Source organism: Biomaibacter sp. TOL, from assembly GCF_059717795.1.
Window position 1 is genome coordinate 1,479,148 of sequence record NZ_AP046092.1, and the last position, 24,775, is coordinate 1,503,922.

24 protein-coding genes and 1 pseudogene are annotated in these 24,775 nt (G+C 42.4%); 2 read left to right on the top strand and 23 right to left on the bottom strand.

Annotated elements, in window-relative coordinates; all coding sequences use genetic code 11:
- Positions 1-10 precede the first annotated feature (10 nt).
- The 8 genes from dhaL to AC6I1H_RS07435 form a co-directional block, all read right to left on the bottom strand.
- The gene (gene dhaL, locus AC6I1H_RS07400; protein ID WP_497740317.1) at positions 11-655 is read right to left on the bottom strand and encodes a dihydroxyacetone kinase subunit DhaL; all 645 of its coding nucleotides are present in this window, start codon (positions 653-655) and stop codon (positions 11-13) included.
- Positions 652-1,695 carry a dihydroxyacetone kinase subunit DhaK gene (locus tag AC6I1H_RS07405; RefSeq protein WP_497740318.1) on the bottom strand — a complete coding sequence of 348 codons (1,044 nt, stop codon included), beginning with the start codon at positions 1,693-1,695 and terminating at the stop codon, positions 652-654. Before AC6I1H_RS07405 ends, dhaL begins: the two co-directional genes overlap by 4 nt.
- A 19-nt stretch (positions 1,696-1,714) precedes the next feature.
- Positions 1,715-2,500, bottom strand: a complete 786-nt coding sequence (locus tag AC6I1H_RS07410; RefSeq protein ID WP_497740319.1) for a DeoR/GlpR family DNA-binding transcription regulator — start codon at positions 2,498-2,500, stop codon at positions 1,715-1,717.
- Between the two features lie 212 nt (positions 2,501-2,712).
- Complete coding sequence (locus tag AC6I1H_RS07415) at positions 2,713-3,210, bottom strand: PTS sugar transporter subunit IIA (RefSeq protein WP_497740320.1); 498 nt, start codon at positions 3,208-3,210, stop codon at positions 2,713-2,715.
- 56 nt (positions 3,211-3,266) lie between these two features.
- A complete protein-coding gene (locus AC6I1H_RS07420; protein ID WP_497740321.1) occupies positions 3,267-4,721 on the bottom strand; it encodes a glycoside hydrolase family 1 protein in 1,455 nt (484 codons plus the stop codon).
- Positions 4,722-4,791: 70 nt separating this feature from the next.
- The gene (locus tag AC6I1H_RS07425) at positions 4,792-6,162 is read right to left on the bottom strand and encodes a PTS transporter subunit EIIC (protein WP_497740322.1); all 1,371 of its coding nucleotides are present in this window, start codon (positions 6,160-6,162) and stop codon (positions 4,792-4,794) included.
- 413 nt (positions 6,163-6,575) lie between these two features.
- On the bottom strand, positions 6,576-7,418 hold the full coding sequence (glcT, locus tag AC6I1H_RS07430; protein WP_497740323.1) for a glucose PTS transporter transcription antiterminator GlcT: 843 nt from the start codon (positions 7,416-7,418) through the stop codon (positions 6,576-6,578).
- A gap of 153 nt (positions 7,419-7,571) precedes the next feature.
- Complete coding sequence (locus tag AC6I1H_RS07435; protein ID WP_497740324.1) at positions 7,572-8,927, bottom strand: ATP-binding protein; 1,356 nt, start codon at positions 8,925-8,927, stop codon at positions 7,572-7,574.
- A gap of 221 nt (positions 8,928-9,148) precedes the next feature.
- On the opposite strand from AC6I1H_RS07435, the gene AC6I1H_RS07440 reads away from it, so the two are divergent.
- Both AC6I1H_RS07440 and AC6I1H_RS07445 read left to right on the top strand, forming a co-directional pair.
- Positions 9,149-9,370, top strand: a complete 222-nt coding sequence (locus tag AC6I1H_RS07440; RefSeq protein ID WP_497740904.1) for a hypothetical protein — start codon at positions 9,149-9,151, stop codon at positions 9,368-9,370.
- Positions 9,271-9,657: pseudogene (locus tag AC6I1H_RS07445) on the top strand (restriction endonuclease subunit R); the annotation flags it as partial. The gene AC6I1H_RS07440 and the pseudogene AC6I1H_RS07445, both read left to right, overlap by 100 nt.
- A gap of 33 nt (positions 9,658-9,690) precedes the next feature.
- On the opposite strand, the gene AC6I1H_RS07450 reads toward AC6I1H_RS07445, so the two are convergent.
- From AC6I1H_RS07450 to nagA, 15 genes are all read right to left on the bottom strand, one after another.
- Positions 9,691-9,987: a type II toxin-antitoxin system death-on-curing family toxin gene (locus AC6I1H_RS07450; RefSeq protein ID WP_497740325.1), complete on the bottom strand. Its 297-nt coding sequence runs from the start codon at positions 9,985-9,987 to the stop codon at positions 9,691-9,693.
- Positions 9,984-10,106, bottom strand: coding sequence for a hypothetical protein (locus tag AC6I1H_RS07455; protein ID WP_497740326.1), 123 nt, complete (start codon positions 10,104-10,106; stop codon positions 9,984-9,986). Before AC6I1H_RS07455 ends, AC6I1H_RS07450 begins: the two co-directional genes overlap by 4 nt.
- A 63-nt stretch (positions 10,107-10,169) precedes the next feature.
- Positions 10,170-10,511, bottom strand: coding sequence for a type II toxin-antitoxin system Phd/YefM family antitoxin (locus AC6I1H_RS07460; protein ID WP_497740732.1), 342 nt, complete (start codon positions 10,509-10,511; stop codon positions 10,170-10,172).
- A 337-nt stretch (positions 10,512-10,848) separates the two neighbouring features.
- Positions 10,849-12,288 carry a glycoside hydrolase family 1 protein gene (locus AC6I1H_RS07465; RefSeq protein WP_497740327.1) on the bottom strand — a complete coding sequence of 480 codons (1,440 nt, stop codon included), beginning with the start codon at positions 12,286-12,288 and terminating at the stop codon, positions 10,849-10,851.
- 10 nt (positions 12,289-12,298) lie between these two features.
- Positions 12,299-12,649 carry a PTS lactose/cellobiose transporter subunit IIA gene (locus AC6I1H_RS07470; protein ID WP_497740328.1) on the bottom strand — a complete coding sequence of 117 codons (351 nt, stop codon included), beginning with the start codon at positions 12,647-12,649 and terminating at the stop codon, positions 12,299-12,301.
- Between the two features lie 127 nt (positions 12,650-12,776).
- Positions 12,777-14,027 (bottom strand): PTS sugar transporter subunit IIC, encoded by a 1,251-nt coding sequence (locus tag AC6I1H_RS07475; protein ID WP_497740329.1) that lies wholly within the window; start codon positions 14,025-14,027, stop codon positions 12,777-12,779.
- Between the two features lie 16 nt (positions 14,028-14,043).
- A complete protein-coding gene (locus tag AC6I1H_RS07480; RefSeq protein ID WP_497740733.1) occupies positions 14,044-14,364 on the bottom strand; it encodes a PTS sugar transporter subunit IIB in 321 nt (106 codons plus the stop codon).
- A gap of 422 nt (positions 14,365-14,786) precedes the next feature.
- The gene (locus AC6I1H_RS07485) at positions 14,787-17,555 is read right to left on the bottom strand and encodes a sigma-54-dependent transcriptional regulator (RefSeq protein ID WP_497740330.1); all 2,769 of its coding nucleotides are present in this window, start codon (positions 17,553-17,555) and stop codon (positions 14,787-14,789) included.
- Positions 17,556-18,107: 552 nt separating this feature from the next.
- Positions 18,108-19,007, bottom strand: a complete 900-nt coding sequence (gene murQ / locus AC6I1H_RS07490; protein WP_497740331.1) for an N-acetylmuramic acid 6-phosphate etherase — start codon at positions 19,005-19,007, stop codon at positions 18,108-18,110.
- A 4-nt stretch (positions 19,008-19,011) separates the two neighbouring features.
- Positions 19,012-20,097 (bottom strand): DUF871 domain-containing protein, encoded by a 1,086-nt coding sequence (locus tag AC6I1H_RS07495; RefSeq protein WP_497740332.1) that lies wholly within the window; start codon positions 20,095-20,097, stop codon positions 19,012-19,014.
- A 24-nt stretch (positions 20,098-20,121) separates the two neighbouring features.
- On the bottom strand, positions 20,122-21,495 hold the full coding sequence (locus tag AC6I1H_RS07500) for a PTS transporter subunit EIIC (RefSeq protein ID WP_497740333.1): 1,374 nt from the start codon (positions 21,493-21,495) through the stop codon (positions 20,122-20,124).
- A gap of 210 nt (positions 21,496-21,705) precedes the next feature.
- Positions 21,706-22,548, bottom strand: coding sequence for a MurR/RpiR family transcriptional regulator (locus AC6I1H_RS07505; protein ID WP_497740334.1), 843 nt, complete (start codon positions 22,546-22,548; stop codon positions 21,706-21,708).
- 96 nt (positions 22,549-22,644) lie between these two features.
- Entirely contained in the window at positions 22,645-23,016 is a 372-nt protein-coding gene (locus tag AC6I1H_RS07510) for a nucleotidyltransferase domain-containing protein (RefSeq protein WP_497740335.1), read from the bottom strand.
- Entirely contained in the window at positions 22,973-23,362 is a 390-nt protein-coding gene (locus AC6I1H_RS07515; protein WP_497740336.1) for a HEPN domain-containing protein, read from the bottom strand. The genes AC6I1H_RS07510 and AC6I1H_RS07515 overlap by 44 nt, the downstream gene beginning before the upstream one ends.
- 172 nt (positions 23,363-23,534) lie before the next feature.
- Positions 23,535-24,734, bottom strand: a complete 1,200-nt coding sequence (nagA, locus tag AC6I1H_RS07520) for an N-acetylglucosamine-6-phosphate deacetylase (RefSeq protein WP_497740337.1) — start codon at positions 24,732-24,734, stop codon at positions 23,535-23,537.
- Positions 24,735-24,775 lie beyond the last annotated feature (41 nt).

The window sequence follows — 24,775 nt, forward strand, 5'->3', positions numbered from 1 at the left end:
GCAGCTATAATTACAGGTGGGTCCTCATCCATTCCGCCATTGCCCTGAAGATAATCCATATCGATGCCGCCCCTGCATCCTCTACTCCTATTGACGCCCTGCCGTATGATTTTGCCCTTCCGAATCTAGCCACGCACTGCCTTGTGTATTCCATCCCGGCCCTGGCCCTGCCCTGCGCACTCTCAAAGCCGTCTATCAGCGAATTGCCTTTATCTGCAGCTTCAACCAATGCGGCAACCGCCGGCTCAAACGCATCAACCATGGTCTTGTCGCCTATATTCGCCTTGCCCCTCTTCTTCAAAGCAGCAAGCGACCTTTCGAATATCCCGGCAAATTCCGGAAGGCTTATGTGCTCCACAGGTTCCAATCCCACTATGCCGCTTATGAATATCGTGCCGAAAAGCACTCCGGAAGCGCCGCCCATGGTATCCAGCAGCGTCATGCCTACAGTCTTGAACACCTCATTTGCACAGCAAAAATTCCCGGCACTCAATTGATTTTTGACTTCTTTGAATCCCAGCGACATAATAATGCCGTGATCGCCATCGCCGATCTTCTTGTCAATTTCTGTTAAAAATTTTTCGCTGTCGATAACCTGCTGCGAAACGTATAAAAACATTTCCTTTAATTCATCGGTTGTCATAAAATTCTTCATAATACCCCCGGCCTTCTTAGTCCTGCTTTTCTGAAAAATGGCGAATATGCAGGGCAGTCGTAATATTGCTTTAATTCGCCGTCAAGTTTTAAAAGGGATATCGAAAATCCTCCCGCTCCCGGAGGTACAAACAGCATGTCGATAAACATGTCGTGGATGACGATTCCCTTTTCTTTCAATATCTGCCCCACTCTGCGGTTGACTATGCAAAGCTCCATCATTCCTGTAAGGCCAAAACCGTTGACAAACACCGCCACTTCCTGACCGGCCCCTGCCCTCAAGTCGTTCAACAAATAATCCATCATGACATCCACAATTTTATCAGCCCCGGCAAATTTCATTCTAAAAATCCCCGGTTCGCCGTTGAATCCCATGCCGATTTCAACCGTGTTGTCTTCCATCCGGAACATTGCCTCGCCCGTGTTGGGCATATACCCCGGAGATGTAGTTGCGCTGAGCGTATGAATGTTTCTGTTTGCTTTCTTTGCTATCTGCTCTACTCTGTCCAGATCAAGCCCTGCATCAGCCGCAGCACCCGCAATTTTCAGCACCAAGGCAATTCCTGCTATGCCCCGGCGTTCATCGGCATTTTCCGGAGGCGCCGAAGCGATGTCGTCGCTGACAAAAACGCACCGTGCCTTTATACCCTCCATCTGGAGAAGTTCGGCAGCAAGTTCAAAGTTGAGCACGTCTCCCGCATAATTATTTGCTATAAAAAGTATACCTTTTTCATGGTTTGTCGCTTTTGCAACGCTTATAATGGATCTTGTCGGAGGCGCAGCATAAACATGCCCTATCGCAACGCCGTCTGCCAGGCCGTACCCCGCATATCCTATGTTCCAGGGTTCATTTCCTGCTCCGCCTCCGGTCACAATAGCAACTTTGGTTTTCTTTTCTTTCAATACTATCCCGTTTGTATTGGGCACCGCATCAAACAAAACGGAATTGGCGCACAAATACCCTTCTATCATCTGCTTTACGATTTCATCGGGAGAATTTATGATTTTATTCAATATGACCACATCCCATTCAAACTGCATTAGTATTGGAAATCCTCTCTCAGCTTACCTGGCTTTGATCTGCAATTACAACGTTTACCCCAAGGTCGCGAATCTTTTCGATATATTCTTCTTGCAGATTCCAGTCCGAAATCAAATTATTTATCCTGCTGATGGGGCACACCTTGGCCAGCGAAGCCTGCCCGAATTTACTGTAATCGGCAAGTACAAATGACTGCCTTGTTGACCTCAACATGCAGGACTTTACCTGTGCCTCATAAAGATTAGGCGTGGTAATCCCGTGTTCAATGTCCAGGCTGTTTGCCCCCATAAATACCTTATCGAAGAAAAGGCCCTCTATAGCCTTCTCGGCAATGCTTCCCACGCATGACATGATACGGTGCCTGACGTTGCCGCCTATCAGGACCAGGTCTATGTCTTCGGCTTCCACCATTTCTACGGCAAGATTTATCGCATTTGTAATGACGACAATGTTTCGCTTGTTTCCATTTTTAATCAGCCGGGCCAGCTCCAGAGTAGTGGAACCCGCATCAAGGAAAATGGTCTCTCCGTCCTGTATGTATTCATACGCAGCTCTGGCAATTGCTTTCTTTTCCTTGATGTTTTTCTTTTCCTTTTCCTTCTCACCATATTCGCGTATCGACCTGGACAGGCTGACAGCGCCGCCCCGTGTGCGTTTCAGGTAACCGTATTCATCAAGCTCGTTCAAGATTTTGCGTATGGTTACCTCTGACAAATTGAACTTTTCGCTCAATTCAGCGACCGTGACAGAGGCGTTTTCCTCAACCATCTCAAGAATGCATCTTTTTCTTTCTTCGGCTAGCATAACACCATCGCCACCATTTTGTTTCATTATGTTTTTATTATATATCATTATATTTCGTTTGTCAATATTTGAATACCATATAATAAAATTAATTGTAATTTATCGTAAATTTTCGCAACTGTTGAGAACAAAAAAATCATCCGCACAATCCAGGCATAAAAAAATCCCAGCCTGTCGCAAACTCAGGCCGGGAGCAAAAATGGTGAGCTTTTTTACCTCATCCTTACTTTCATGAGCACATCATGGGCTTTTTGAACATATTTTTCCATGGTGAAGTCTATTGACTTTATCCTGTCGCCTTCGGGAAGCACTATCGGGCTCATGATTGAGTAATTGTTCCTCAATATGATCTCCGGGTCGAACTTCACAAGAACATCTCCCGTGCGCACCATGCTGCCCTCGTCCACCATGACATGGAATCCTTCACCCTTCAGGTTTACCGTATCAAGGCCGATATGGATGAGCACAGCAATGCCTTCCTTCGATTCCAGCACCATTGCATGGCCGGTGGAAAAAACCTGCTTCACTATGCCATCGAACGGAGCCACCGCAACTCCTTCTGACGGTTCAACGGCTATTCCGTCTCCTACCATCTTTTGGGCAAAAACTTCATCGGGAAGGTCCGAAAGGCTTACGACCTTGCCGCTCATAGGTGCTTTGATTATTACATGGTTATTGTTGTTATTGTTGCCGAAAATGCCGAACAGCACTAGCAAATCCTCCTCGAATAATAAACGATAAAATCCAAAAAAGCAGTTTTGCAGAGTTAAGTCAAGTTTCCTCCATTGCTTTCTATTATCTGCCGATAATAGTAAAAGGAATCCTTCCTATAGCGTTTTAAACTCCCGTTTCCCAGATCATCCTGATCGACATAAATGAAGCCGTAACGCTTTGACATTTCTGAAGTCCCTGCCGAAATAATATCTATAGGGCTCCACCAAAGATAGCCTATCAGGTCAACTCCGTCTTCAATTGCTTCCAGCATTTGTTCAACATGCTTTTTAAGGTACTCTATGCGATATTCATCATGGATTTTTCCATCTTGCTCAAGTTTATCCTCGGCGCCCAGACCATTTTCCGCAATCAGGAGAGGTATGTTATATCGATCATACAACTGGTTTAATGTATATCGAAGGCCGATCGGATCAATCTGCCATCCCCATTCGGATGTTTCAAGATATGGATTCCTGCCTGCGGTAATCAAATTTGCGTTGGTTTTTTCTTCTGAATCGTCTGCGCTTGAGACAATAGACATATAATAACTGAACGCAAGAAAATCAACCGTATACGATTCGATAATTCTTAAATCATCAGGTTCCATCTTGATTTTGATTCCCTTTTTGCTAAAAAATCTATCCATATATCTTGGGTATTTACCTCTAACCATTATATCACTAAAAAAGAAATTATTATACTGATCATCAAGAGTCATTTGCATTACATCTTCCGGTTTGCATGTCGCCGGATATGTTGTGAATCTCGCTATCATCCCCCCGATTCTTTTACTCGGCATAATTTCTCTGGCAGCCTTTATTGAAAGCGCATTTGCCACAAATTGATGATGGCAGGCCTGAAATGCAGCCTGTTCAATATTTTTTTCGCGATCTGCGATGATTCCAACGCCATTAAACGGATTAAACACAGCAGCATTTATCTCATTGAAAGGAATCCAGTAATCAACCATATCCTTATAACGAGCGAAAACTGTCCTCGCATATCGCTCAAAAAATTCTATCAGCCTGCGATTCTTCCATCCTCCGTATTCAGTTGCCAGGTATAGAGGCATCTCATTATGATGCAAAGTAACTAATATTTTCATGTCATGCTTGCGGCATTCCTCAAACAGTTTTTCGTAAAACCTTAGTCCGGCTTCGTTTGGCTCAGTCTCATCACCTTTTGGGAAAATGCGGGACCATGCAATAGATGTCCTAAAAAGTTTTATTCCCATTTCTGCAAGCAATGCCAAATCTTCTTTATATCTGTGATAAAAATCAATTCCATATCTTTTAGGATAATGTCCATATCCCGTCTCAGCAAGAGCTGCTTTTAGCTTTGCTTCGGTCATTATCCGCTCTTTATCTAAGGATTTGCGATCCAAATTCGGGTTATATGCTCTCACATCTGCTATCGACCATCCTTTACCATCTTCCTGCCAGGCTCCCTCTGCCTGATTGGCAGAAATAGCTCCGCCCCACAGAAATCCTTCCGGAAACGTTTTCATTAGAAGTCCTCCTTTCAAAGCTTCATTCATATCCCATCTTTATCACAAAATGCTATCAGTTTATTTGCTTTCACATATCGGATTGTTCCATATCTTCAAAGCCAAAAATTAGGGTTAAAACAAACGAAATTGCGAAAGATATGGCGCATGCAACCACTGCATTAATTAAATTTCCTTGATTGTTTGGATCAATAAAAATTGGGAGCGTCAGCAGACCGGTAGGCGCAAACGCCAAACGCTTGACAGACATAATTCCGCTATATAGACCCGCTATTCCACCGGCAATAAGCACTGCATAAAACGGCTTTTTGAGTTTTATATTAACTCCATACATTGCCGGTTCGCTAACTCCTATAAGTGCTGTAAACCCTGCGCTTCCCGCAACGGATTTAAAATATTTGTTTTTAGTCCTCGTTGCGACAGCCAAAGCAGCCGCACCCTGCGCAATGTTTGTCACCAAATATCCTACCCCCATCAAATCATAGCCGTAGGATGTCATCGACTGTAATACTATCGGAACTAGCGCATAATGCATTCCTGCCATAACTAACAGCGGTGAAAATGCTCCAAGCAGAATAGGGACAAGCCATGGCACAGCGGTATACAAAAATCCCACTCCCGATGCAAGATGCTTTGCCGCAATAGCGCCGATTGGCGCAACAATAACCAGTGTTACAGGTGTCATGATTAGCAGAGTCAATAACGGTTTTACAAAAAATCTGACAGTCTTGGGCGTTGCTTTATCCGCAAAGCGTTCCACATATGACCCGACCCATATCACAAGAATTATCGGAATTACGGTCGAAGCATAATTTGCGAGTGTTACCGGAAGTCCAAAGAATGAAACAGGTTCTTTTGCATTCACCAATGCTGTAAACGTGGGATGCAAAAGAATTCCTCCAAGAACCATTGCCATGAATGGATTCATACCGAATTTTTTGCCTGCAGTATAAGCAAGCATAACAGGCAGGAAATAAAACACTGTATCGCCAACAAAGCTTAAAATTACATACTCCTGCGATTTTGGCGATAGCACTTGAAATACATTTGCCAATAATATCAGGATTGTTTTAATCATCGCTGCTCCTGTAATAGCCGGCAAGATGGGAGTAAAAATTCCAGCAATGATATCTAGAATATAGGATACAGCATCTTCCTTTTTTTCAACATCAACCTTTGCAGATTCAGAAGTTTGGCGCGGCATCAATTTAATTAGTTCATCATAGACATGCGAAACATCCGTTCCGATTATTACTTGGAATTGGCCTCCCTTATTTATATAACCCTCTACCCCTTCAATTTTCTTTAACCCTTCCTTGTCTACCTGGCCTTCATCCTTGAGATTAAAACGAAGTCGCGTAGCGCAGAATGTCAGGTCCTTCACATTGCCCGTCCTGCCGACGCATATCAAGATCTCTTTTGCAATAGTCTTATAATCCATGATTCCACTCCCTTTAAAGTTTTTTTTAATTAAACACACCTTTTGTAAATGCTTTTTATATTGATGATATTTTAGTTTTTTATCAAATCACCTCCGCCTTTTAATTTTCCCCACTAATAAAACCGGTTCGTAAATTTTTGCGGAAAAGTTTATTCTCATCGCCTGACTCATTTCTGATGCAGTCGTGTTTGATGCAAAGCCATGCAATAAAAACAAAAGAGCTGAGAAAGAAGCAAAATATGCTCTTTCCCAGCTCATGCCTGCTCTGCCAGTAACACGCCGGAAAAAATTAAATTAAAATATTTGATTGATTTTATAATACCATACAGACTGCAAAAAATCAATATGAAAAAAATCGAATGAATGGAATAAAATCGAATTGCAATTGCATTTCACTTAAAAACAATATCCCATCAGTCAATCTTATCTTTCAACATTCTCTGGATATGTAGCGCAAGATACCCCAGCTCGTCCTGTGGCGGCAGTTTGCCCAATCTTTCCTGGATAAACCTGCCTATCTTTTCGGCAATTTTGAAGCTTTTCGCAAACTCCTTTTTTATGCGGCCAAGCAAGGGGTTTTTCAGGTGTATATTGCCATCGACGCGCTGCAGCGCAAATCTCAGGTGCACCAGTAGACGGGCATAGTTTATTTCATCCTTATCGAGTTTCATGCCCAGTTCTTCCTCTATGATTTCCACCATCCTGTTTATCATGGAAGTGTATTTGACGGTTTTCGACAGCTCGCGGTTTTTCCTCGCGGCGTGCAGGTGCATGGCTATAAAGCCCTTTTCGCCGTCAGGGATTTTTACGTCAAATTTATCTTCAATCATTTCGGCGGCTTTGCAGGCCAGTTCATAGTCGCGGGAATACAGGGCTCTTATCTCTTCCAGAAAGGGATTTTCAATTTCCAAGCCGCCGGATAGGCGCTCCAGCGTAAAGCTTATGTGATCGGCCAGCGCTACGTGGATATGCTCGTTTAAAGGCTCCTCCAGTTCCCTGGACACCATTGCCAGTATCTCCTCGGTAAGGCCGATTATGCGCCTGTCAATGCTGTTTAAAACATTTTTGTATTGTTTTAACTGGCTCTCGTCGAAAAAATAGAATACCTTTTCTATTTTATTCCTGACTTTTTCCCCGGGCTTTGCGTTAAACCCCAGGCCCTTCCCCACCAGCACTGCTTCCTCGCCGGTGATTTCATCCTGCGCTATAATGACATTATTGTTCAATACTTTTATTACATAAAAATCGTGCACCATAAATCCCCCAGCATTTGTATCAATCAGATGTTGAAAATATTATATCACATCTATCTCCTTGAGAGCCTTACCAATATAAAATTTAGTGCTTTAACAAAGTATAGGCTTAATCAAAATGTATCACGTTAATTACTTCTAGACTTTTTTGAATAGTTAATTCTTCTTCTCTTTTTTCTTCAATGCCATCCCAATGAGTTTATCTGCATAATCCGCCATGAACATCGGGATATTCAGCAGGTCATCGTCCAACCGCAGATTGTTCAGCGAAAAACGAACACGGAGTTTTACCTTGTCGCCGTATTTTTCCTTAAACTTCTTCAGGCTTCTGCTTTCCACATTGCTTTCCGATTTAACCTCAACAGGCAAAATGTCGTTTTCCCTCTGGATCAGAAAATCCACTTCATACCGAGGATTATCCATCACCCAATACCGGGGTACGGCCTCAAACTGGTTTCTTAATGCCTGCAGCACATAGTTCTCGCTGAGGGCTCCTTTAAACTCCACAAACAGGCGATTGCCCTCGCCGAAAGCGGAAGGCGCCAAAAGGGACAAACGGCGCAAAAGCCCCACGTCCACCAGATACAGCTTGAAGGCAGATAAGTCATCATAGGCTGAAATGGGCAGCCCCGGCGCACTGCTGCGGTATATCTTATAAGTCAGGTTGGCATCGCAAAGCCACTGCAAAGCATCCTCATATTCTCTGGCCCGGGCCCCTTCCTTAACGACTTTATAAATAAATTTCTTGTTTTCCCTGGCCAGTTGCGAAGGTATTGACTTCCAGATGAGCGATATCTTAGGGAAGTCTTTGGGGTCGGGATGCTTGGCAAAATCCCGTTCGTATGCCCCCAGAATATTGGAAAGCACCTGCTGTACCAGTTCAACATCCCGTTCTTCTGTCCAGGATCTGACGGATTCCGGCATCCCGCCGGTCACAAAATACATTTTAAGCTTTTCATAAAGCGGATTGAAGAAAGCATCAGGAATTGGCTCAATCCTGTCTATGCTGTCCATGTAAGAGGCAAAATTGCCGTCACCGTTGGCCATTAAAAATTCTGTAAAGGTCATCGGCCTGATTTCCAAAAAATCCACTTTGCCAACAGGAAACGAGGCAGGCTTGGACAGCGCAATGCCCAAAAGGGAACCTGCGCAGGCTACATGATAGTGAGGTGTGTTTTCGCAGAAATATTTAAGTGTATTCAGAGCATTGGGACATTCCTGAATCTCATCAAAGACTATAAGTGTGGCCTCCGGCTTATTTGGCTTGATGGTTTGTCCGCTGGCCATCATCAGGTTTTGCAGAATGCGTTCAACATCCTTTGTGTTTTCAAAAAACTGCTTATATTCCGGATGCTCATCAAAGTTGAAATAGGCGATACTTTCATAATAACGCCTGGCAAATTCTTTAAGCAGCCATGTCTTACCCACCTGCCGGACACCCTTTAAAATGAGTGGTTTCCGGTGCCTGGAATTTTTCCACCGCAGCAATTCCTGCATAATCAACCTTTCCACAATATCACCTCAAAAATATCACATTTTTATACATATTTTACGTTATTAAATCACATTTTTATAAACTATTATAACCACATGTCGGGTTTTAAGTCAATAGTATCACATAATTTTTGGGTGTTTTGTTTGTCCAATCACATTTTTATGTAAAATGATGAGCTTAGTTTAAAACCACTATCCTTTCGGTAAACTTAAAATGATCCATTGGCAGCAAAAACAAATTGATCCAGCTTGTCAACTTCTGGCCGGATTTAGCGCTGGACGACTACATAAACCTGAAGGAACGCGTAGAATCGCAGATGCGGATTTCCGTAATGACCGCCACCGGCGACGACGACTATATCAACAAGGGGTATATAAAACTTTTCAGATTACCCAGGACCACTTCATGGAGCATTACGGCAGAAAAGCCCGCTTTTTCGTCTACAACAGTCAAAATTTGACCGAACCTGACAACTTCAGCGCAAGCAGCGGGATAAACGTCATGATTATCAATATCCAGGCCTTTAACACATCATTGAAAGAGGATGCCGGGAGCAAAGAAGCCCGCCGCATTTATGAAAAACTGGATGAATTCGGCAGCCGCAGGCCTATTGACGTCATAAGGGCCAACCGCCCCATCCTCATTCTGGACGAGCCGCAGAAAATGGGGGGAGACAAGACCCAGAAAGCACTGGCTAATTTTAATCCCCTGCTCTGCCTGAACTACTCGGCCACCCATGTTCAAAAGATATCAGTTAAAACTGCTTACATCCTTATTTCCTCAATGCTTTGCATATAGGTTTTTATAATTTTTTTCTTCATCTGAAGCTTTTGTACAATAAATTAAGTGGAACAAACAGTTATATGTTATTCCACCTGCAGTTTTAAGGCCTAAGTCAATTAATTCCTGTTGAGTGTAATAAACCTTTATATTGTTCATTTTAAGCAATATAATCATTACTGCTATACCAATTCTTTTATTGCCATCCACAAATCCATGGTTGTTAATCAGGCTATATGTTATAACGGCAATTTTGTCAATAATGGTGGGATATAAGTCTTTACCATCATAAGTCATAAAGGCTCTATTAAAGCACTCTCAATGAGTCTTCTGTCTCGTATTTCAGCACTTCCGCCAGTTTCTTTTATGATTTTCTCATGGAACAAAATAATGTTCTCAACGCTTAGTATTTTCATAACTTTGCTAACTCCTTAAGAGCCTCTTTATTTTCACTGATAACAGAATCCCTGCCACATAAGCTACTCTATCTCCACATCTTGCTCATCTAAATCCGCCTTATTTATGCCAAACTCCAATAAAACTTTTTCCTGCGGGATAAAGTCTTCCGGTTTTGCTCCTTCCATACGCCTCTCGGCTTCCAGCAACAATCGATATTCCTCGATGGTTTCAATCATTTTTTCGTACAAATCAGGCTTTAAAAGCACACACTCCGGCTTGTTGTTTTTCAAAACAACTTTAAAGCCAGTTCTCTTAACCTCTTCAAAGATTTTATTTGCCTCTCCCCTATTGAACCGGGAAATTGGTACAAGGGAATTTAGAACATTACTTACGATGTTTTTTTCAAACATATCGTCAGTCATCTCTTTCACAATAACGTCCTGAAAATATTATATGCGATGTCGATAAATTTATCAATGTTTTTATTTATGTTTCAAACATTACATTAATCCAGAGGAATCACATTAAGAAAACAGAGGCTTAATTTGAAAACAGCCTCAAGCAGAAACGTACCGGCTTTTACAACCAAAAATAATGAAAATATCAAAACACGTTATATTAAAAAAATAAAGCCGCACAAAAGTAACGGCTGAACGACAAAACAAAAAATATCCAAATATTGACAATCCTCTTCGCTCTTTTCTAAAATAGGCTTCATACACCTGACAGCGTTACGATGCGATGCGGGCATCTTATTAATTAATCTAAATTTTCTCCGTTAGATTTTATTACCCGTTTATACCATTCAAAACTATCTTTTTTTATTCGTTTTCCGGTCCCTCTTCCAAAGTCATCAAGGTCTACATAAATCAAACCATAGCGTTTAGACATCTCAGCGGTGGAACAGCTTACAATGTCGATGGGCGACCAAAGGCAGTAGCCGATTACTTCTACGCCATCTTTTACAGCTTCCTTCATTTGTTCGATGTGCTTCTTCAAATAGTCGATACGGTAATCATCATGAATTGAACCGTCACTTTCAATTTTGTCCAAAGCACCGATTCCATTTTCAGCTATTATAATCGGTTTTTCATATCGATCATAATATTCGTTTAAGGCAATCCTTAATCCTATAGGGTCGATATCCCATCCCCACATTGAACTCTTCAAATATGGATTTTTCGATGTATCATGTAAATCAGCCGAGTTTTCTGCAGAATTAATTTTTGTATAGTAATAGCTAAATGACATAAAATCTGCAGTATTTTCAGCAATTATTTCTTCATCACCTGGTTCCATGTTAATTGTTATATTTCTTTCATTGAAAAAGCGCCAGCTATATCCCGGATATTTCCCCCTTAATAAAACATCTCCAAAAAAGTACTGCATTTGATTCTTTTTCATAGTAGCTAGAACATCTTCAGGTTTACATGTAGCCGGATAAACAATGCCGTGACATAGCATCATGCCAATCTTAAAATCCGGATCAATCTCATGTGCAATTTTTGTAGCCTTTGCACATGCAACAAATTCATGGTGAATTCCTTGATACTTTGCTTGTTCGAGATTATCTACCATATCGCTTGGTATTCCCAATGCATTGAAGGATTCAGAAGAAATTAAATTGATTTGATTGAGTAAAATCCAATACCTGACTTTGTCCTTGTAGCGTCTGAAACACACTTCACAATAGCGAGTGAAAAAATCGATCAGTTTACGATTGTACCATCCGCCATATTTGAGCGATAGATTAATAGGCATTTCATAATGAGACAATGTAATCAGAGGTTCCATGCCGTTTTTTCTTATTTCATCAAATAAATCATCATAGAATTTCAAACCATCTTCATTAGGTTCTGATTCATCGCCATTCGGAAAAATCCTTGCCCAATTGATCGAAGTTCTAAAACAGTTCATCCCTGTTTCAGCCATTAATGCCAAATCCTCTTTATACCTATGATAAAAATCGATGCCATATCTTTTCGGGTAATAATTTTCTTTATCTTTTAATGCAAATTCAATTTCTGATAGAGATACTTCCCCGGTGCGCAGTGCTTTACGGTCTATATTCGGATTATACGCATGAATATCTGCAGCGCATATCCCTTTTCCTCCTACATCGTAAGCCCCTTCAGCCTGATTTGCAGCAATTGCTCCTCCCCAAAGAAAATTCTCTGGAAATCCTGTGATTTTTTTCATTCTTTACACCTCATTTTTCAATCTTGGAAATTCGTTCATCCAATGACTTGAATATCTTTAATAGTTGTCTTGAAATGTTTAATTCGCTTTTTATGGTCATCAACGTATCCTGCGCATGGGTAAATAATAAAGAATAGCCAATTCCTTTACCCTGGGCTTCACCCTGAATCATATCGGTCTGCGCTTTATGTGCAATTGATATTTCCTCATTCGCTTGTCTCAGTTTCTCTTCTGCGTTTTCAAAATCATAAAGACTTATAAAATCCAACGCCTCTTTGATATAATTTCGTGCATCACCTGCATGTATAATAATCGACATAGCTGCATTGACTAATTTATCATCAAAATTAATGTTTTCCATGGTATATCCATTCAGCCTTTCTGTGAGTTTTGGTATTGTTTTTATTAAGCACTATCCTTTAATCATAATAATATCACGTTTTCATTCAAAACAGATCATTTCAAAATTCAGTTATAACTATATTTTCTTACGTTCTTTCCAAATGGCCTTCTTCCTCAAGCTGCTGCTTCTCATAAACCTTAAAGAATGGGTACCAGATTGCTATGGAGGCGGCAAGAGTCATCAATAACAGAATAGTAGATTTAAAGCTTTTTGTAACAATCCATGTAGCAAAGGGGAAGGGAACATACCATAAATCAAAGACCATAGCGGGAATAGGTGCTATAGGTATAATTTTTGTAAAAATCCACACTATAATTGGAAGAACAATTCCCTGCATCCACATTGGCAACATTAAGATAGGGTTCCATGCAATAGCACCAAACACAACAGGTTCATTGATGTTAAATATACCCGGAACTAAACTGGCAGTTCCCAGCGCTTTAAGTCTTTTAGATTTTGAGCGCAACATCATAAATACTAATGGGAGTGTACATCCAAAGCCACCAATCATTAAATATGCTGAATAAATCGTTTCTGCAGTAACAAGATTTAAACTCGAAGCAGTTGCCGTTCCCGCAGCGGCAAGTGCCACATTGGCCATTATTGCAGACAAGTATATGGGTTTTAAAACAGGTTGCAGAACCCACCCGGATATTCCCATTGAATATAGAAAACACTCAATAAACATTACCAAAGCAAAGCCGTAAGGCGTCTCAATGAATTTTGAAAGCGGCATGAATATGGAAAGGATAATATTATACAAATCAACATTCATGATCAAAACCACTATCCAGCCCGACAGTACAACTATTCCAATGGGCAGGATAGAATCAAACCATGCCCTGACAAAATCGGGTATGGCCGAATCATTCTTAAAAAATGAGAATTTGCCGAAAGCGCTCATGACCATGCCTGCAAAAATACCGCATATAATGGCTGCAAACATGCCCCCGGCACCAAGTGAACTGTGATCAAAACCAATAGTTTTATCCGCTACAACCTTTGGGGTAACAACCATTAAGAATAGTATAACGCCTGTCATCCCGGCAATCAGCCGCTGCCTGCGCAAGTGTTTCTTCTCCATCAGATTGAAAGGAATTAAAAAAGCAACAAACAGAGAAATCTTCCCCATAGTCCAGTCAAACGGAGTCCAGAAGGATGGCAGAGATGGAATAAAATCATTCAAGATTGCAAAAAGACAAAATATGGAGCCTACAAGAATAAAAGGCAGTACCTGCATGATGGAATCTTTAATGGATACTATCCAGACATTGCTATTAACCTTTTCCATTTTGGGTGCAAAACTGTTTTCCAGCCAGTTGATAAGTTTTTTCATCGTTAAAATCCTCCCTTTACTTTTTTTCATCGACCAATCTCATAATGTGTTCCAACGCCTTTTCCCCGTCTAAAGTGCTGTAGTACTTAGGGTCCATTACAGCCACTCTGACATTAAACGGTTTAGCTATCTCTATAACCTCTTTTTCCAGGTATTTTAAATGCGGCCCGATCATTAAGCAATCAATAGAATCGATATAATCCTCTATTTCCGAATCACTCCTTGCTTCAACATTTACTTCAATTCCTCGTTTTTCTGCTGCTTTGCGAATATTTGCAGCCATAAAACCGCTTGATGCTCCTGACCCGCATACTAATAAAACCCTTATCAACTTAATTAATCCCCTTTCTTTGAAGCCAAGTTGCATTTAAGCCAAGACAAGTTTTTTAGAGCAAAACATTTATACTCCGTTTTTAAAAACAATTAAATTCATCACCCCACCTCTGATATTTTTTGTTTGTTTAAAATTTAATAAAGCAAAAAGCATACCAATAACGTGTATGCCTTGTTTTCACAGGGATTTATAATTGTGTATCGATGTGTATCGTAAATAAGAAACAAAAAATACAGTTTACGATACTAGTATTATGACCTTGCGTCGAATGGTGATCCATCATCTGTATTTTGATCCGGTCGAAATATAGTACATCAATAACTTTGAATTTATTAAACAGTGTATTAAAGTCAAATTTTTACATAACCTGAATCGGTATAAAGTTTTAACTTTAGTACAGGGTAGATTTTAAGGCAAACTTATTCTTACTTATGCCGTTTGGCGGCATGGGTATTCAAGTGTATTATCTTTATAAAATTAATATATTCTTCCTCAGGCAATTTAATATTAAAGGCGTTCTCTATGTGTGAGAATGCATCTTTAAGAATATTTCTGTATTTTTTATAGTGTTCCATTAAAAAAGCGTTTTGAGTATCGTTTTTATTTGCTTTCAGAAAGTCGCCCATTTCAATTTTCTTTATAGCACATGCCAGATGCAGAACCAGGCCAACCAGCATATCCTCGTCCAGTGTTATTTCGTGGGCTTTCAAGTTGTTATACAGCTCAATAAACCCATCAATATACTTGTCCGCATCGATTTCTATGTTTTCCCTTATTACTTCCCTCATCCGGTCTAAAATCATAAGGTTTTCATCTTTATCTTCAGCCTGTTTGGTGCCGAGCCCGGCGATTAATTTCTCCGCCTTGCCTTCTATAAGGTCTGTAGGTGATAAATAGGCCAACGTTTCATCTTCGGGTTTTACGGCGCTGACTACCGCAATAATGTTTTTCTCCCGCTTTATCTTGGAAAGTTTTCTGTTGTATTCTTCAATTGAAGCAATATCTATCGGAATTATATCCGCATTTCTGTCGCTTTCCTTTATGAGTTTCTCCAGTATGTTTTTCATCTTCACGGCAGCGCCGGTGCCGGTTATGCATGCCGTTACGATGACATTATCCTTTATCCTTGTCTCATATGACGTGCCGTCCATGTATATTCGCCCCAGATACGGGCTCAGGTTTACAACCGAATAGTAGACTTCTTCAAGGCTGGACATCATCAGGGCTTTTCTTGCGGCTTCCAGCACCATCGGAGTGCTCGCCATTTCAACAGTCTTTATGGGTATTCCTGTTCTTTCGTAAATCATGTCGCCGAAAAACACCAGGGAACCCATATCGACCAGCATCAGGACTCCCTTTCCCTCGTCTGTCTCCTTCACCAATCGCGTCAGGTTTTCCAGCGCAGTTTCGGGCTTCTGGTCGAGGGGCATGTCATAGCCCACCGCATGTTTTTCCCCCAGCAGTCTTGCGGCCACATCCGCCATTGTGGTTGCAGCAGCATCTCCATGCATCGCTACAATTACTCCCACCCGCGCATTGTTCATTCTGCTGGCATAATCATCCATTACCAAAAACATTGTAATAAATCCAATTTCATCTTCCGGAACATTTATTCCAAAATTTTCCGAGAGCAGGCCGCCCAGGATTGCAGCAACGTCAAATTCTCCGGGGTATGACCGTTTTATTTCGTTAAGATGCGGATTGAATATGGATTTGCCGTTTTTCATCCTCTCAACGGTGCAAGAGATGTGAATGGCCAATCCGTAAAATATTTTATCGGCAAAAGTTTTTTTCATTTTTTGCGAGGCAATGCGGAGAAAGTTTCTGGTAATTTCCACAATCCTTTTGTCGACCACCTTATACAACTGTTCAACGTTTTCCCCATCGAGCTTTGACATGTATTTTCTGATGAATGTCTCTATATCAAGGCTTAAAATAAGATTAATATCGTTTTCGCCAAGCCCTTTTTCTTTCAAGAGCCTCATCTTTTCTTCAAGGGCTTCGTAAATGTTGAATGAATCGGGGGATTTTGCGGTGCTCACAATTTCAGCGTCCGATTCGAATGTTACCGATTCATCACCGATGCCCAATTGCTTCAGATTTTCTCTGGATTCCTTGTATCGCAAAAGGCCGGTCCGCACATATTCCGGAAGGTCTTCGCTACGGATGGCAAGACCGGTTTCCTTATTCGATACATACTGAATAAAAGCCCTCGCACAACTGAGCTTGATATCGCTTTTCAATTGGCCTATATTGTTTGGGCAATCATACAATAAAAACGCTTTTATTGAATTGGAAGACACCGTTATTTTAGTCTTCAGGCAATCGGCTTCCTGCTTGAAAAAAGTCTTCACGAGTTGCCACCGCTCATTTAATGTCCTTTCCCTGAGCGGAGGAAGTTTTATAATCATAGGTATCCGGCGTATAAATGTGCGCAGCAGGGCAGATTCCAGATTTTCGGTGGTAGCGCATATTATCAGGACCTGTGCCCTGCGAGTGGCTTCGATTTCGCCGAGGCTTCTGTACATTCCCTTGTCGATCAGGCAGAAAAGCATCTCCTGACCTTCCGGTGGCAGCCGATGAACCTCATCGAGAAACAGAATCCCTCCGCTTGCTTTTTCAACAAGGCCTGCCCTGTCTCTATCGGCGCCGGTGTAAGATCCCCTCTTTACCCCGAACAATTGGGATATCAGCAGTTGAGGATTGTGAGCATAGTCGGCGCAGTTGAAATAAACAAAAGGAGCACTCACTCCCAGGCGGCCCGTTTCCCTGGCATAATTGAACATGGCTTCGGCAAACATGGATTTTCCGGTGCCGGTTTCTCCCAAAAGCAGGGTATGCAGGCCCACGGGAGGATACATCATGGCAGCCTTTGCCTGCAAAACGGCGGTTCTCAGGCTTTCTTTCGCACCTATGATCTCGTCCAGGACTGTTGACTTCAAACTGCTTAAATGAGTTTTAAGGTTTGCGCTTTCGCAATTCTGCACAACCCTGTATAGAACCGGTTTGCCTTCAATTTTTTCAAGCCTGTTTTCTTTTACTAATAAATTTAGATCCGCAGAGGCGTTGGGTCTATGAATGTTTAATTTTCGGGCGATTTCATCGGTACTCGCCCCCTGAACTTGGCCGGTGCTTTTTAGCTGCTCTTGACACAATTCTTTCACAGTTTCAAAAACTTTCTCAATTCTCCTCATAAAAAAATTCCCCCTTTTAGTATTTTAACACAATCAGGAGGAATTTGAAATACACGTTAATACACTTTCTGCCTCTCCTCGATATCCTTTATTATTCTATTTATTATTCTATTACTTTCGCATGACGGCCTTACTCATACCCATTTAAAAAAGGAAATTTTTTTGGTTTAAAATATTCAAGCGGTTTTTATGCTATAATAAACACAAATAATCTTGAGGGAACAATTGAATTAATTTCTCATACAGCACATGTTTAAATTATTTAAATCACAACCAATCGAAAGGATGAAATAACAAGGCGTTACAGGCCGAAGGGGGTGCTGGTCCACCCCATGGGCCCCACCGTGAGCACCTATGCCGGCGACGGTGGTATCGTGCTTTCGTATTGATGAAATAAAATACACATAATACGTCTTTGACATGACTTCGTAATTCCTTATGGGGTTTACTTCTGTATTTTTAAAAAAATCCCCCTTCGTTTTTTCAATGAAAGTTCGGGGGAAGTCCGCAAACACTTTTTAATTAATGCGCTATTTTTTAACCCTTTTGGATTTATCTCAGCCCTTCCATGGCTTTTCGTATATGGCCGCAGCTTTTCTCCAGGAGCCTTTCAGCTTCGGGTTTTGACAGACCCGCGAGTATCATGACTATGACAAGTTTTGCATTGAAACCCGTCTCTTTCAGAGCCTTCTCTATAATATCCTCCCCGGCACCGGTAGCCTGTTTTACTATTCTCCTGGCCCGCTGCACCAGTTTTTCGTTTGTGGCCCGGACATCCACCATGAGGTTGCTGTATACTTTGCCCAGTTTAATCATGACACCGGTGGAAATCATGTTGAGCACAAGTTTCTGGGCTGTACCGGCTTTCATGCGGGTGGATCCGGTGATAACCTCCGGCCCGACGACCGGTACGATCATCACATCGGCATATTTTTCCATGAGATTTTCGGGCGTGCAGCAAATACCGACAGTAAAGGCACCGACACTGCGGGCGTATTCGATAGCCCCAAGCACGTAAGGCGTCCTGCCGCTGGCGGCCAGGCCCACCACCGCATCTTTACTGTTTAAATTCTTTTCCATTAGGTCGGCCCTGCCCTGCCCGGCATCATCTTCAACGCCTTCCATGGACTTCCGAATGGCAGTATCACCGCCGGCGATGATACCCTGCACCATTTCCGGGTCCACGCCGTATGTTGGCGGGCATTCGGAAGCATCGAGCACCCCAATGCGACCGCTAGTGCCAGCGCCGATGTAAAACAGTCTGCCCCCTTCCCGAAGCCTTTGAGCTATCACATCCACCGCCTTTGCGATATTAGGTATCTCTTTTTCCACTGCCAGCGGGACTTTTTTATCCTCGTTATTTATTTTTTTCAGCATTTCTTTGGTTTCCAGCATATCAATATCCATTGTATCGGGATTTCTTCCCTCGGTTACAAGTTTTGCCAGGTCCATTGTTTCAACCCTTTCTGAATCTAAATTTAGTCCCGGGATTTATTTGACTGATAAGAATATGTTCATCCTCAGGAATGAAGCCTACCACATTTACCCTCCCGTCAGCCGGCAGGTCTTTTAATACTATCTGGAGCTCTCCTGAATATCTCAGGTATTTTTCATTATCGATGGTTACACTAAAAGCTCGACGTTCCACGGTATTCCTGGGTTTGATTTTTTCTCCTATTTTCGCATATCCCCGGGACTCCTCTGATCTTATTACCATGTCCGATGTATCAAGCCTGTTAGTATGCACCGGAGCAAAAACAATGTTTTTTTCTTCGCAACTTATGCCAGGTGTTAGTTCTATGGAAAGGTCAATGATTTCAGGATCTATATCCATCACTTCTTTTATTTCACTCTCGGCGGCATACGCGTCGCCGAAATACACGCCGTCTATCAGGCGGGTATATATCAGATGCCTCGCCGCAATGCCTGGTTTTAAATTCCTGTGGATTTCCACCGTAGGAAGACCTTCATATATGGGGCCCCTGCGACCATTTTTCGATGGTATGAAAGCATATACGGGAATTTTATAACTTTTTAGAAGTTCTGTCTTCTCGAAAAATGATTTAAAAGAAAGCCCGGTTTCCGGCCTGGGATAAAAATTATGGCACGAAGACATCCTGGAAAAATCCGCACCTGCTCTTTTCAACGACTCCATCTGTAAAGGTGTAATGGTACTGGCATTTATCTGTATTTTTATGCCAAATTTATTATGAGTCATCGCTGAGATCTCTTCGATGTTAAAGCCATAGTCCACCCTTATGCAACTTGCTCCGCTATCGCTGAAAGGTTTTAGATCGTCGACGGAAGCATTTAAAAGTTTCATTGCATGCGGCGATATATCTACAGTTAAATTCATTTCCCGGGACCTTACCGCTTTTGCCAGGGCAAAAAATTCGTCGAGCTTTTCGCCATAGTTTACTTCGGGTAGGTGCAGCGAAGTGAATACTGAATTCATTCCATATCGGCCGGCAAGGTAGATATAATCTATATTTTTCTGTAAATCATAATCCTCTGTGAGGTATACCGATATGCCGTAATCCATATAAGCTCCGCTCCTCGGAAGATGTTATGCGTTAAAGGAAAAACCGCTTTCTTTTGAAACACTGTCTTCGGCAGGATCGTCGAATCCCAGAAGATAAGTGGCAGCAAACCCCATTATGTACGATATGACCAGTCCCAGGAGATAATAAATTATCTTGTCCGGCTGTATAAGTGCCGCCAGAGGTATGCCTGAAATGCCCAGACCCTTGGCTCCCACGGCGAACAATGCCTGGAAAGCCCCTCCGAAAGCGCCGCCTATGCATGCGCCTATAAAGGGCCTGCCCAGGGGCAACGTCACTCCATAGATAAGAGGTTCGCCTATCCCGAGGATGCCTACCAGTATGGAGCCCTCGATGATTTTTCTGAGCTGTTTGCTCCTTGTCTTTACATAGACCGCCAGCGCCGCTCCCACCTGCCCTGCGCCGGCCATGGCGAGGATAGGCAGAAGCACCGTCACTCCCGTGGATTCTATCAACTGGACATGGATGGGAGTCAATCCCTGATGAAGGCCGGTCATAACAAGAGGTAAAAATGTGCCAGCCAGAATGAATCCGGTGATAAAACCGGCTTTCCCCGATATTGCCACATTTACAGCCTGACCGATCCCATCCGCAATGATTCCTCCAACAGGCTGAAGTATATATAATGTGGCGAATCCTGCTATGATAATAGTCAATAGCGGTGTGGCAAGAAGTTCAATAGTGTTCGGCATTTTCTTTCTGATATTTTTCTCTAAAAAGCTTGCAAAGGCGGCGGCTATCAGCACCGAAATAATGCCGCCCCTCCCCACGGTCAATGCTTTGCCCGAAATCTGAATATTTGCCAGAGCAGGATTATAAATAACACCTGCGATGATTCCGCCTATGGTGGGTGAGCCGCCGAACTCCCGGGCGGTGTTCATGCCCACCATGATACCCATGTAAGTAAAGATGGTGCTTCCAAGAAGGCTCAGCATGGCCAGCAGGTTTTTATCCGCTATCCACTGGAATTTGGTAGCCACATTGGTTATGCCCAAGATCAAGCCTCCGCCAATGAGGCCAGGTATTAACGGAATGAATATGCTTGCAATGCGCTTGAGCATCAGTTTAAAAGGCGTCTTATTTTTTTCATTAATGGCATTTTTGATTTCTTTTGCATCGCCCAGCTTCATCCCCACCATTTTTGACAGTTCTCCCGCAACTTTAGAGGCTGCACCCGGTCCCAGCACTATCTGAATTCCTTCGCCGTTTTCAAGCAGTTTTATTACGCCGCTTACGGCAGTTAAATCTTCCCTTTTAATCCGTGACTTATCCCTTACTTCGACTCTCAAGCGGGTCATGCAATTGGTCATGGATATTATATTTTCCTTCCCGCCCAGATTTTCCAGGATTGAAACTGCAATATCTCTTTCCTTTGACACTGTACCTTGCCTCCTTTATTTTAATAAAATGAGTCTGTACAAACTACACTGTTTTCATATCTCACCTCCTGTAATATTTCTTCATTATATATATGCTATATTGAAATTTTATTACACAATTTCTTAAAAAAAATCGATTTTATGAAGAAACCAGGGTCTCTGTTGAAAATGGTCCGGCAGCATAATGACTTTTACACCAAAATCAATATTTCAATACTTTCTCATCGCCACAGCCTCGCTGGTATTTTCCAGGTATTTCACTATATCGTCGTATTTCCTGCAGGCTATGATGGAAAACAGGATGTCTATAACGTTCAACTGGGATATGCGGGAAGCCATGGCTCCGCTTCTGAAAACCGCCTCATTGGCGGTCACAAACAGTTTTATATCGGACACGCGGGTAATGGGTGAATTGCCAAACCGGGTAATGCATATGGTGGTAGCTCCGGAATTTTTTGCAAGCTTTAATGCATCAACGGTATCGGCTGTCTGCCCGGAATAGGATATGCCCACGGCCGCATCGTCTTTCGTCAGGTTTGCGGCGGATGCCAGCTGCATATGGGAATCAAGGTAGGCGGTGCAGGCTTTGTTTATCCTCATAAATTTATGCATGGCATCCAGGGCGACAAAGGCGGATGCGCCCACCCCGTAAAAATCCACTTTGGCCGCCGTCATAAGGACATCCGCCGCCCTCTTAACTTCTTCCCGGTTTATGATATCCATAGTGTTTTCTATGGCCTGCATATTGTTTCTGGATATCTTGGCTATTATGGTTTCAATGTCATCATCGGTGTTTACCACTCCCTGAATCTTTCTGGTTTTGAAGGCTATGTCTGACGAAACCTTTATTTTTAAATCCTGATAGCCTCTGTATCCAAGGGTCCTGCAGAATCTGACGACACTCGCTTCGCTGGTCCTGCACTTTTTGGAAAGTTCGGATATGGAAAGTTCGGATATATCTTGAGGATTCTTCAGAATGAACTCCGCTATCTTTTTTTCCGAGGGCTTTAAATTGTTTATAATGGCGCGAATTTTTTCTATATCTCCCGGCATAGATTCACCTCTGACATTTTCAATAAATAACTTTTTGTAGAATCTATATACTATATTCTACATACTATGAAAAATCCCTTCTTGATAATAAAAATTTTAAGTAATTTTATTTCGCAAAAGCCATATCGCTTCCTGTTCAAGGGTTTCGAAAAACCGCCTGTTTTGTGATTTTAAGTTTTTAAATTCATCTTCAGTATAAACCAAAAGATCTACAGGAACAGGGATTTCCATTGTATCCCACTCAATCGGCCGCTCATGGAAAGCAAGAGTGGAGTCTTTAATTACTATAATCAAGTCAAGGTCACTTCCTACTCCCCAGTCCCCCCGGGCATAAGAACCGAAATAACCGATATTTATAATATCATTTCTTGATCGCACTGCTTTTTCCACCAGTCTAATAAGAGCTTCTATTACCTTATTGGCGTCAGGCCATTTTAGCACGGATGAATTCAATGATCTCACCGGCATATTGTATGGCCTCCTTACTTTGCAAAGGTCCATAGTGTTCAAAGGGCGCTCCATCCGGATGACTGTCGGGATATCTGGCGGGTATATAAAAATTATCAAGGACTTTGGCCTTTTCCACAAGTTCTTCCGGAACACTGACTTGTTCCGGTAAATCTTTTAAAAGCCTGGCAATCACATGACCCCATGCTTCCTGTCCCAGAAAAAGATGCAATGCTTTGACTGCCTTTTCCCCTGATTGCTGTGCCGCAAAGCATGCCCATTCATGATGGCCACTATTTCGGGATTCTTCTGCATGTTTTAAATCCTTCAGAGCCTGGTTTAACCAATCAAAAGCCCGATTTGACATAAGAGCTCACTCCCTTATGAAGCTTAATTAATATAATATCAATTTTCGGACAGTTTGTAAATAAAAAAGCCTCTTCCAAAACATAACGGCTATTCACCCTTTTTTATATACCTCGGACAGGAAGGCATGATGTTATGTAATTTGTTTTTATCTTCAGTTTTTGCATATATTTCTATTTCGAGGCCGGTTTGAAAAGCTTTCCCATTGTCATCACCATCGATATGTTTATATTTTCATCGAATATCACAACGTCCGCATCCTTGCCTATCTCTATGCTGCCTTTTCTGTGGGACAGGCCTATAGCCCGGGCGGGGTTCAGGGTGGCCATGCGGACGGCATCGCAAAGCGCAACCCCCACCATGTGGACCATATTGTGTATAGCCCTGTCCAGCGTAAGCGTGGAACCGGCTAGGGTACCGTCGGCAAGCCTCGCCGCTTTGCTTTTTACGAATACTTTCTGTCCTCCGAGTTCATATTCGCCGTCAGAAAGCCCGCAGGCCATCATGGCATCGGATATGAGAATAATCCTGTCACGACCTTTTATACTCGCCACCAGCTTCATGACCGCCGGATGAAGATGTATGCCGTCGCATATCATTTCACAATATACCCTCTCATCTGTCAATGCAGCTCCGACAATACCCGGTTCCCGATGGGAAAAGTTCCTCATGCCGTTGAACACATGCGTGACCTGGGTAATCCCGTGTTCGATGCCATTCACGGCCTCATCATAAGTGGCGTCGGTATGGGCGGCGGATACTGTTACGCCTCTGGATTTAAGATAAAATATCGCTTCCGTCGCGCCTGGAAGTTCCGGCGCCAGAGCTACCACTTTTATGTTATTGCCGGAAACCTCTATTAAATCTTCCAACTCTCCGATATCCGGGTTTTTTATATATTCCGGCGGCTGTGCGCCCTTTTTCGACATGGAAAAATAGGGGCCCTCCAGATAGACGCCCAACAGTTGAGCCCTGTAGCTTTCCTGAGAACCGGAAGGATGCTGGGCGCTGTCCTGCTTTTGAATATAATCGGCCGCATTTTTTACCGCTTTTTTTATATCTTCACAGGATGCCGTCATGGTGGTGGCCAGAAACCCCGTCACACCACGGCTTATATGAAATCGGGCCATAGTATCCAGCGCCTTGAACGTGGCTTCCATCACGTCATGGCCGGAATTCCCATGGTTGTGGATATCGATGAAGCCCGGAGAAAGGAATTTGCCGCCGGCGTCTATGACCTCGCCGAAAGAATCAGTGTCATGTTCACCACTTTTCGCAATATCATAAATTTTTCCGTCTCTCACAACCACAGCATGGTTTTCAAGGATCTCGTACGGGGTGACTATCCTTGCATTTTTTATCAAAGTGCACATAAAAAACACTCCCTTACAGATGTTCTTTTTTAATATCCTTA

Bases quoted from the DNA above. Each gene is read 5' to 3' on its own strand.
- dhaL (WP_497740317.1), bottom strand. From the start codon at position 655: ATGAAGAATTTTATGACAACCGATGAATTAAAGGAAATGTTTTTATAC.
- AC6I1H_RS07405 (WP_497740318.1), bottom strand. From the start codon at position 1,695: ATGCAGTTTGAATGGGATGTGGTCATATTGAATAAAATCATAAATTCT.
- AC6I1H_RS07410 (WP_497740319.1), bottom strand. From the start codon at position 2,500: ATGCTAGCCGAAGAAAGAAAAAGATGCATTCTTGAGATGGTTGAGGAA.
- AC6I1H_RS07420 (WP_497740321.1), bottom strand. From the start codon at position 4,721: ATGAAAACGTTTCCGGAAGGATTTCTGTGGGGCGGAGCTATTTCTGCC.
- AC6I1H_RS07425 (WP_497740322.1), bottom strand. From the start codon at position 6,162: ATGGATTATAAGACTATTGCAAAAGAGATCTTGATATGCGTCGGCAGG.
- glcT (WP_497740323.1), bottom strand. From the start codon at position 7,418: ATGGTGCACGATTTTTATGTAATAAAAGTATTGAACAATAATGTCATT.
- AC6I1H_RS07450 (WP_497740325.1), bottom strand. From the start codon at position 9,987: ATGACTTATGATGGTAAAGACTTATATCCCACCATTATTGACAAAATT.
- AC6I1H_RS07455 (WP_497740326.1), bottom strand. From the start codon at position 10,106: ATGAAAATACTAAGCGTTGAGAACATTATTTTGTTCCATGAGAAAATC.
- AC6I1H_RS07460 (WP_497740732.1), bottom strand. From the start codon at position 10,511: ATGACTGACGATATGTTTGAAAAAAACATCGTAAGTAATGTTCTAAAT.
- AC6I1H_RS07465 (WP_497740327.1), bottom strand. From the start codon at position 12,288: ATGAAAAAAATCACAGGATTTCCAGAGAATTTTCTTTGGGGAGGAGCA.
- AC6I1H_RS07470 (WP_497740328.1), bottom strand. From the start codon at position 12,649: ATGGAAAACATTAATTTTGATGATAAATTAGTCAATGCAGCTATGTCG.
- AC6I1H_RS07475 (WP_497740329.1), bottom strand. From the start codon at position 14,027: ATGAAAAAACTTATCAACTGGCTGGAAAACAGTTTTGCACCCAAAATG.
- AC6I1H_RS07485 (WP_497740330.1), bottom strand. From the start codon at position 17,555: ATGAGGAGAATTGAGAAAGTTTTTGAAACTGTGAAAGAATTGTGTCAA.
- murQ (WP_497740331.1), bottom strand. From the start codon at position 19,007: ATGGACCTGGCAAAACTTGTAACCGAGGGAAGAAATCCCGATACAATG.
- AC6I1H_RS07495 (WP_497740332.1), bottom strand. From the start codon at position 20,097: ATGGATTACGGCATATCGGTATACCTCACAGAGGATTATGATTTACAG.
- AC6I1H_RS07505 (WP_497740334.1), bottom strand. From the start codon at position 22,548: ATGCCGGGAGATATAGAAAAAATTCGCGCCATTATAAACAATTTAAAG.
- AC6I1H_RS07510 (WP_497740335.1), bottom strand. From the start codon at position 23,016: ATGCCGGTGAGATCATTGAATTCATCCGTGCTAAAATGGCCTGACGCC.
- AC6I1H_RS07515 (WP_497740336.1), bottom strand. From the start codon at position 23,362: ATGTCAAATCGGGCTTTTGATTGGTTAAACCAGGCTCTGAAGGATTTA.
- nagA (WP_497740337.1), bottom strand. From the start codon at position 24,734: ATGTGCACTTTGATAAAAAATGCAAGGATAGTCACCCCGTACGAGATC.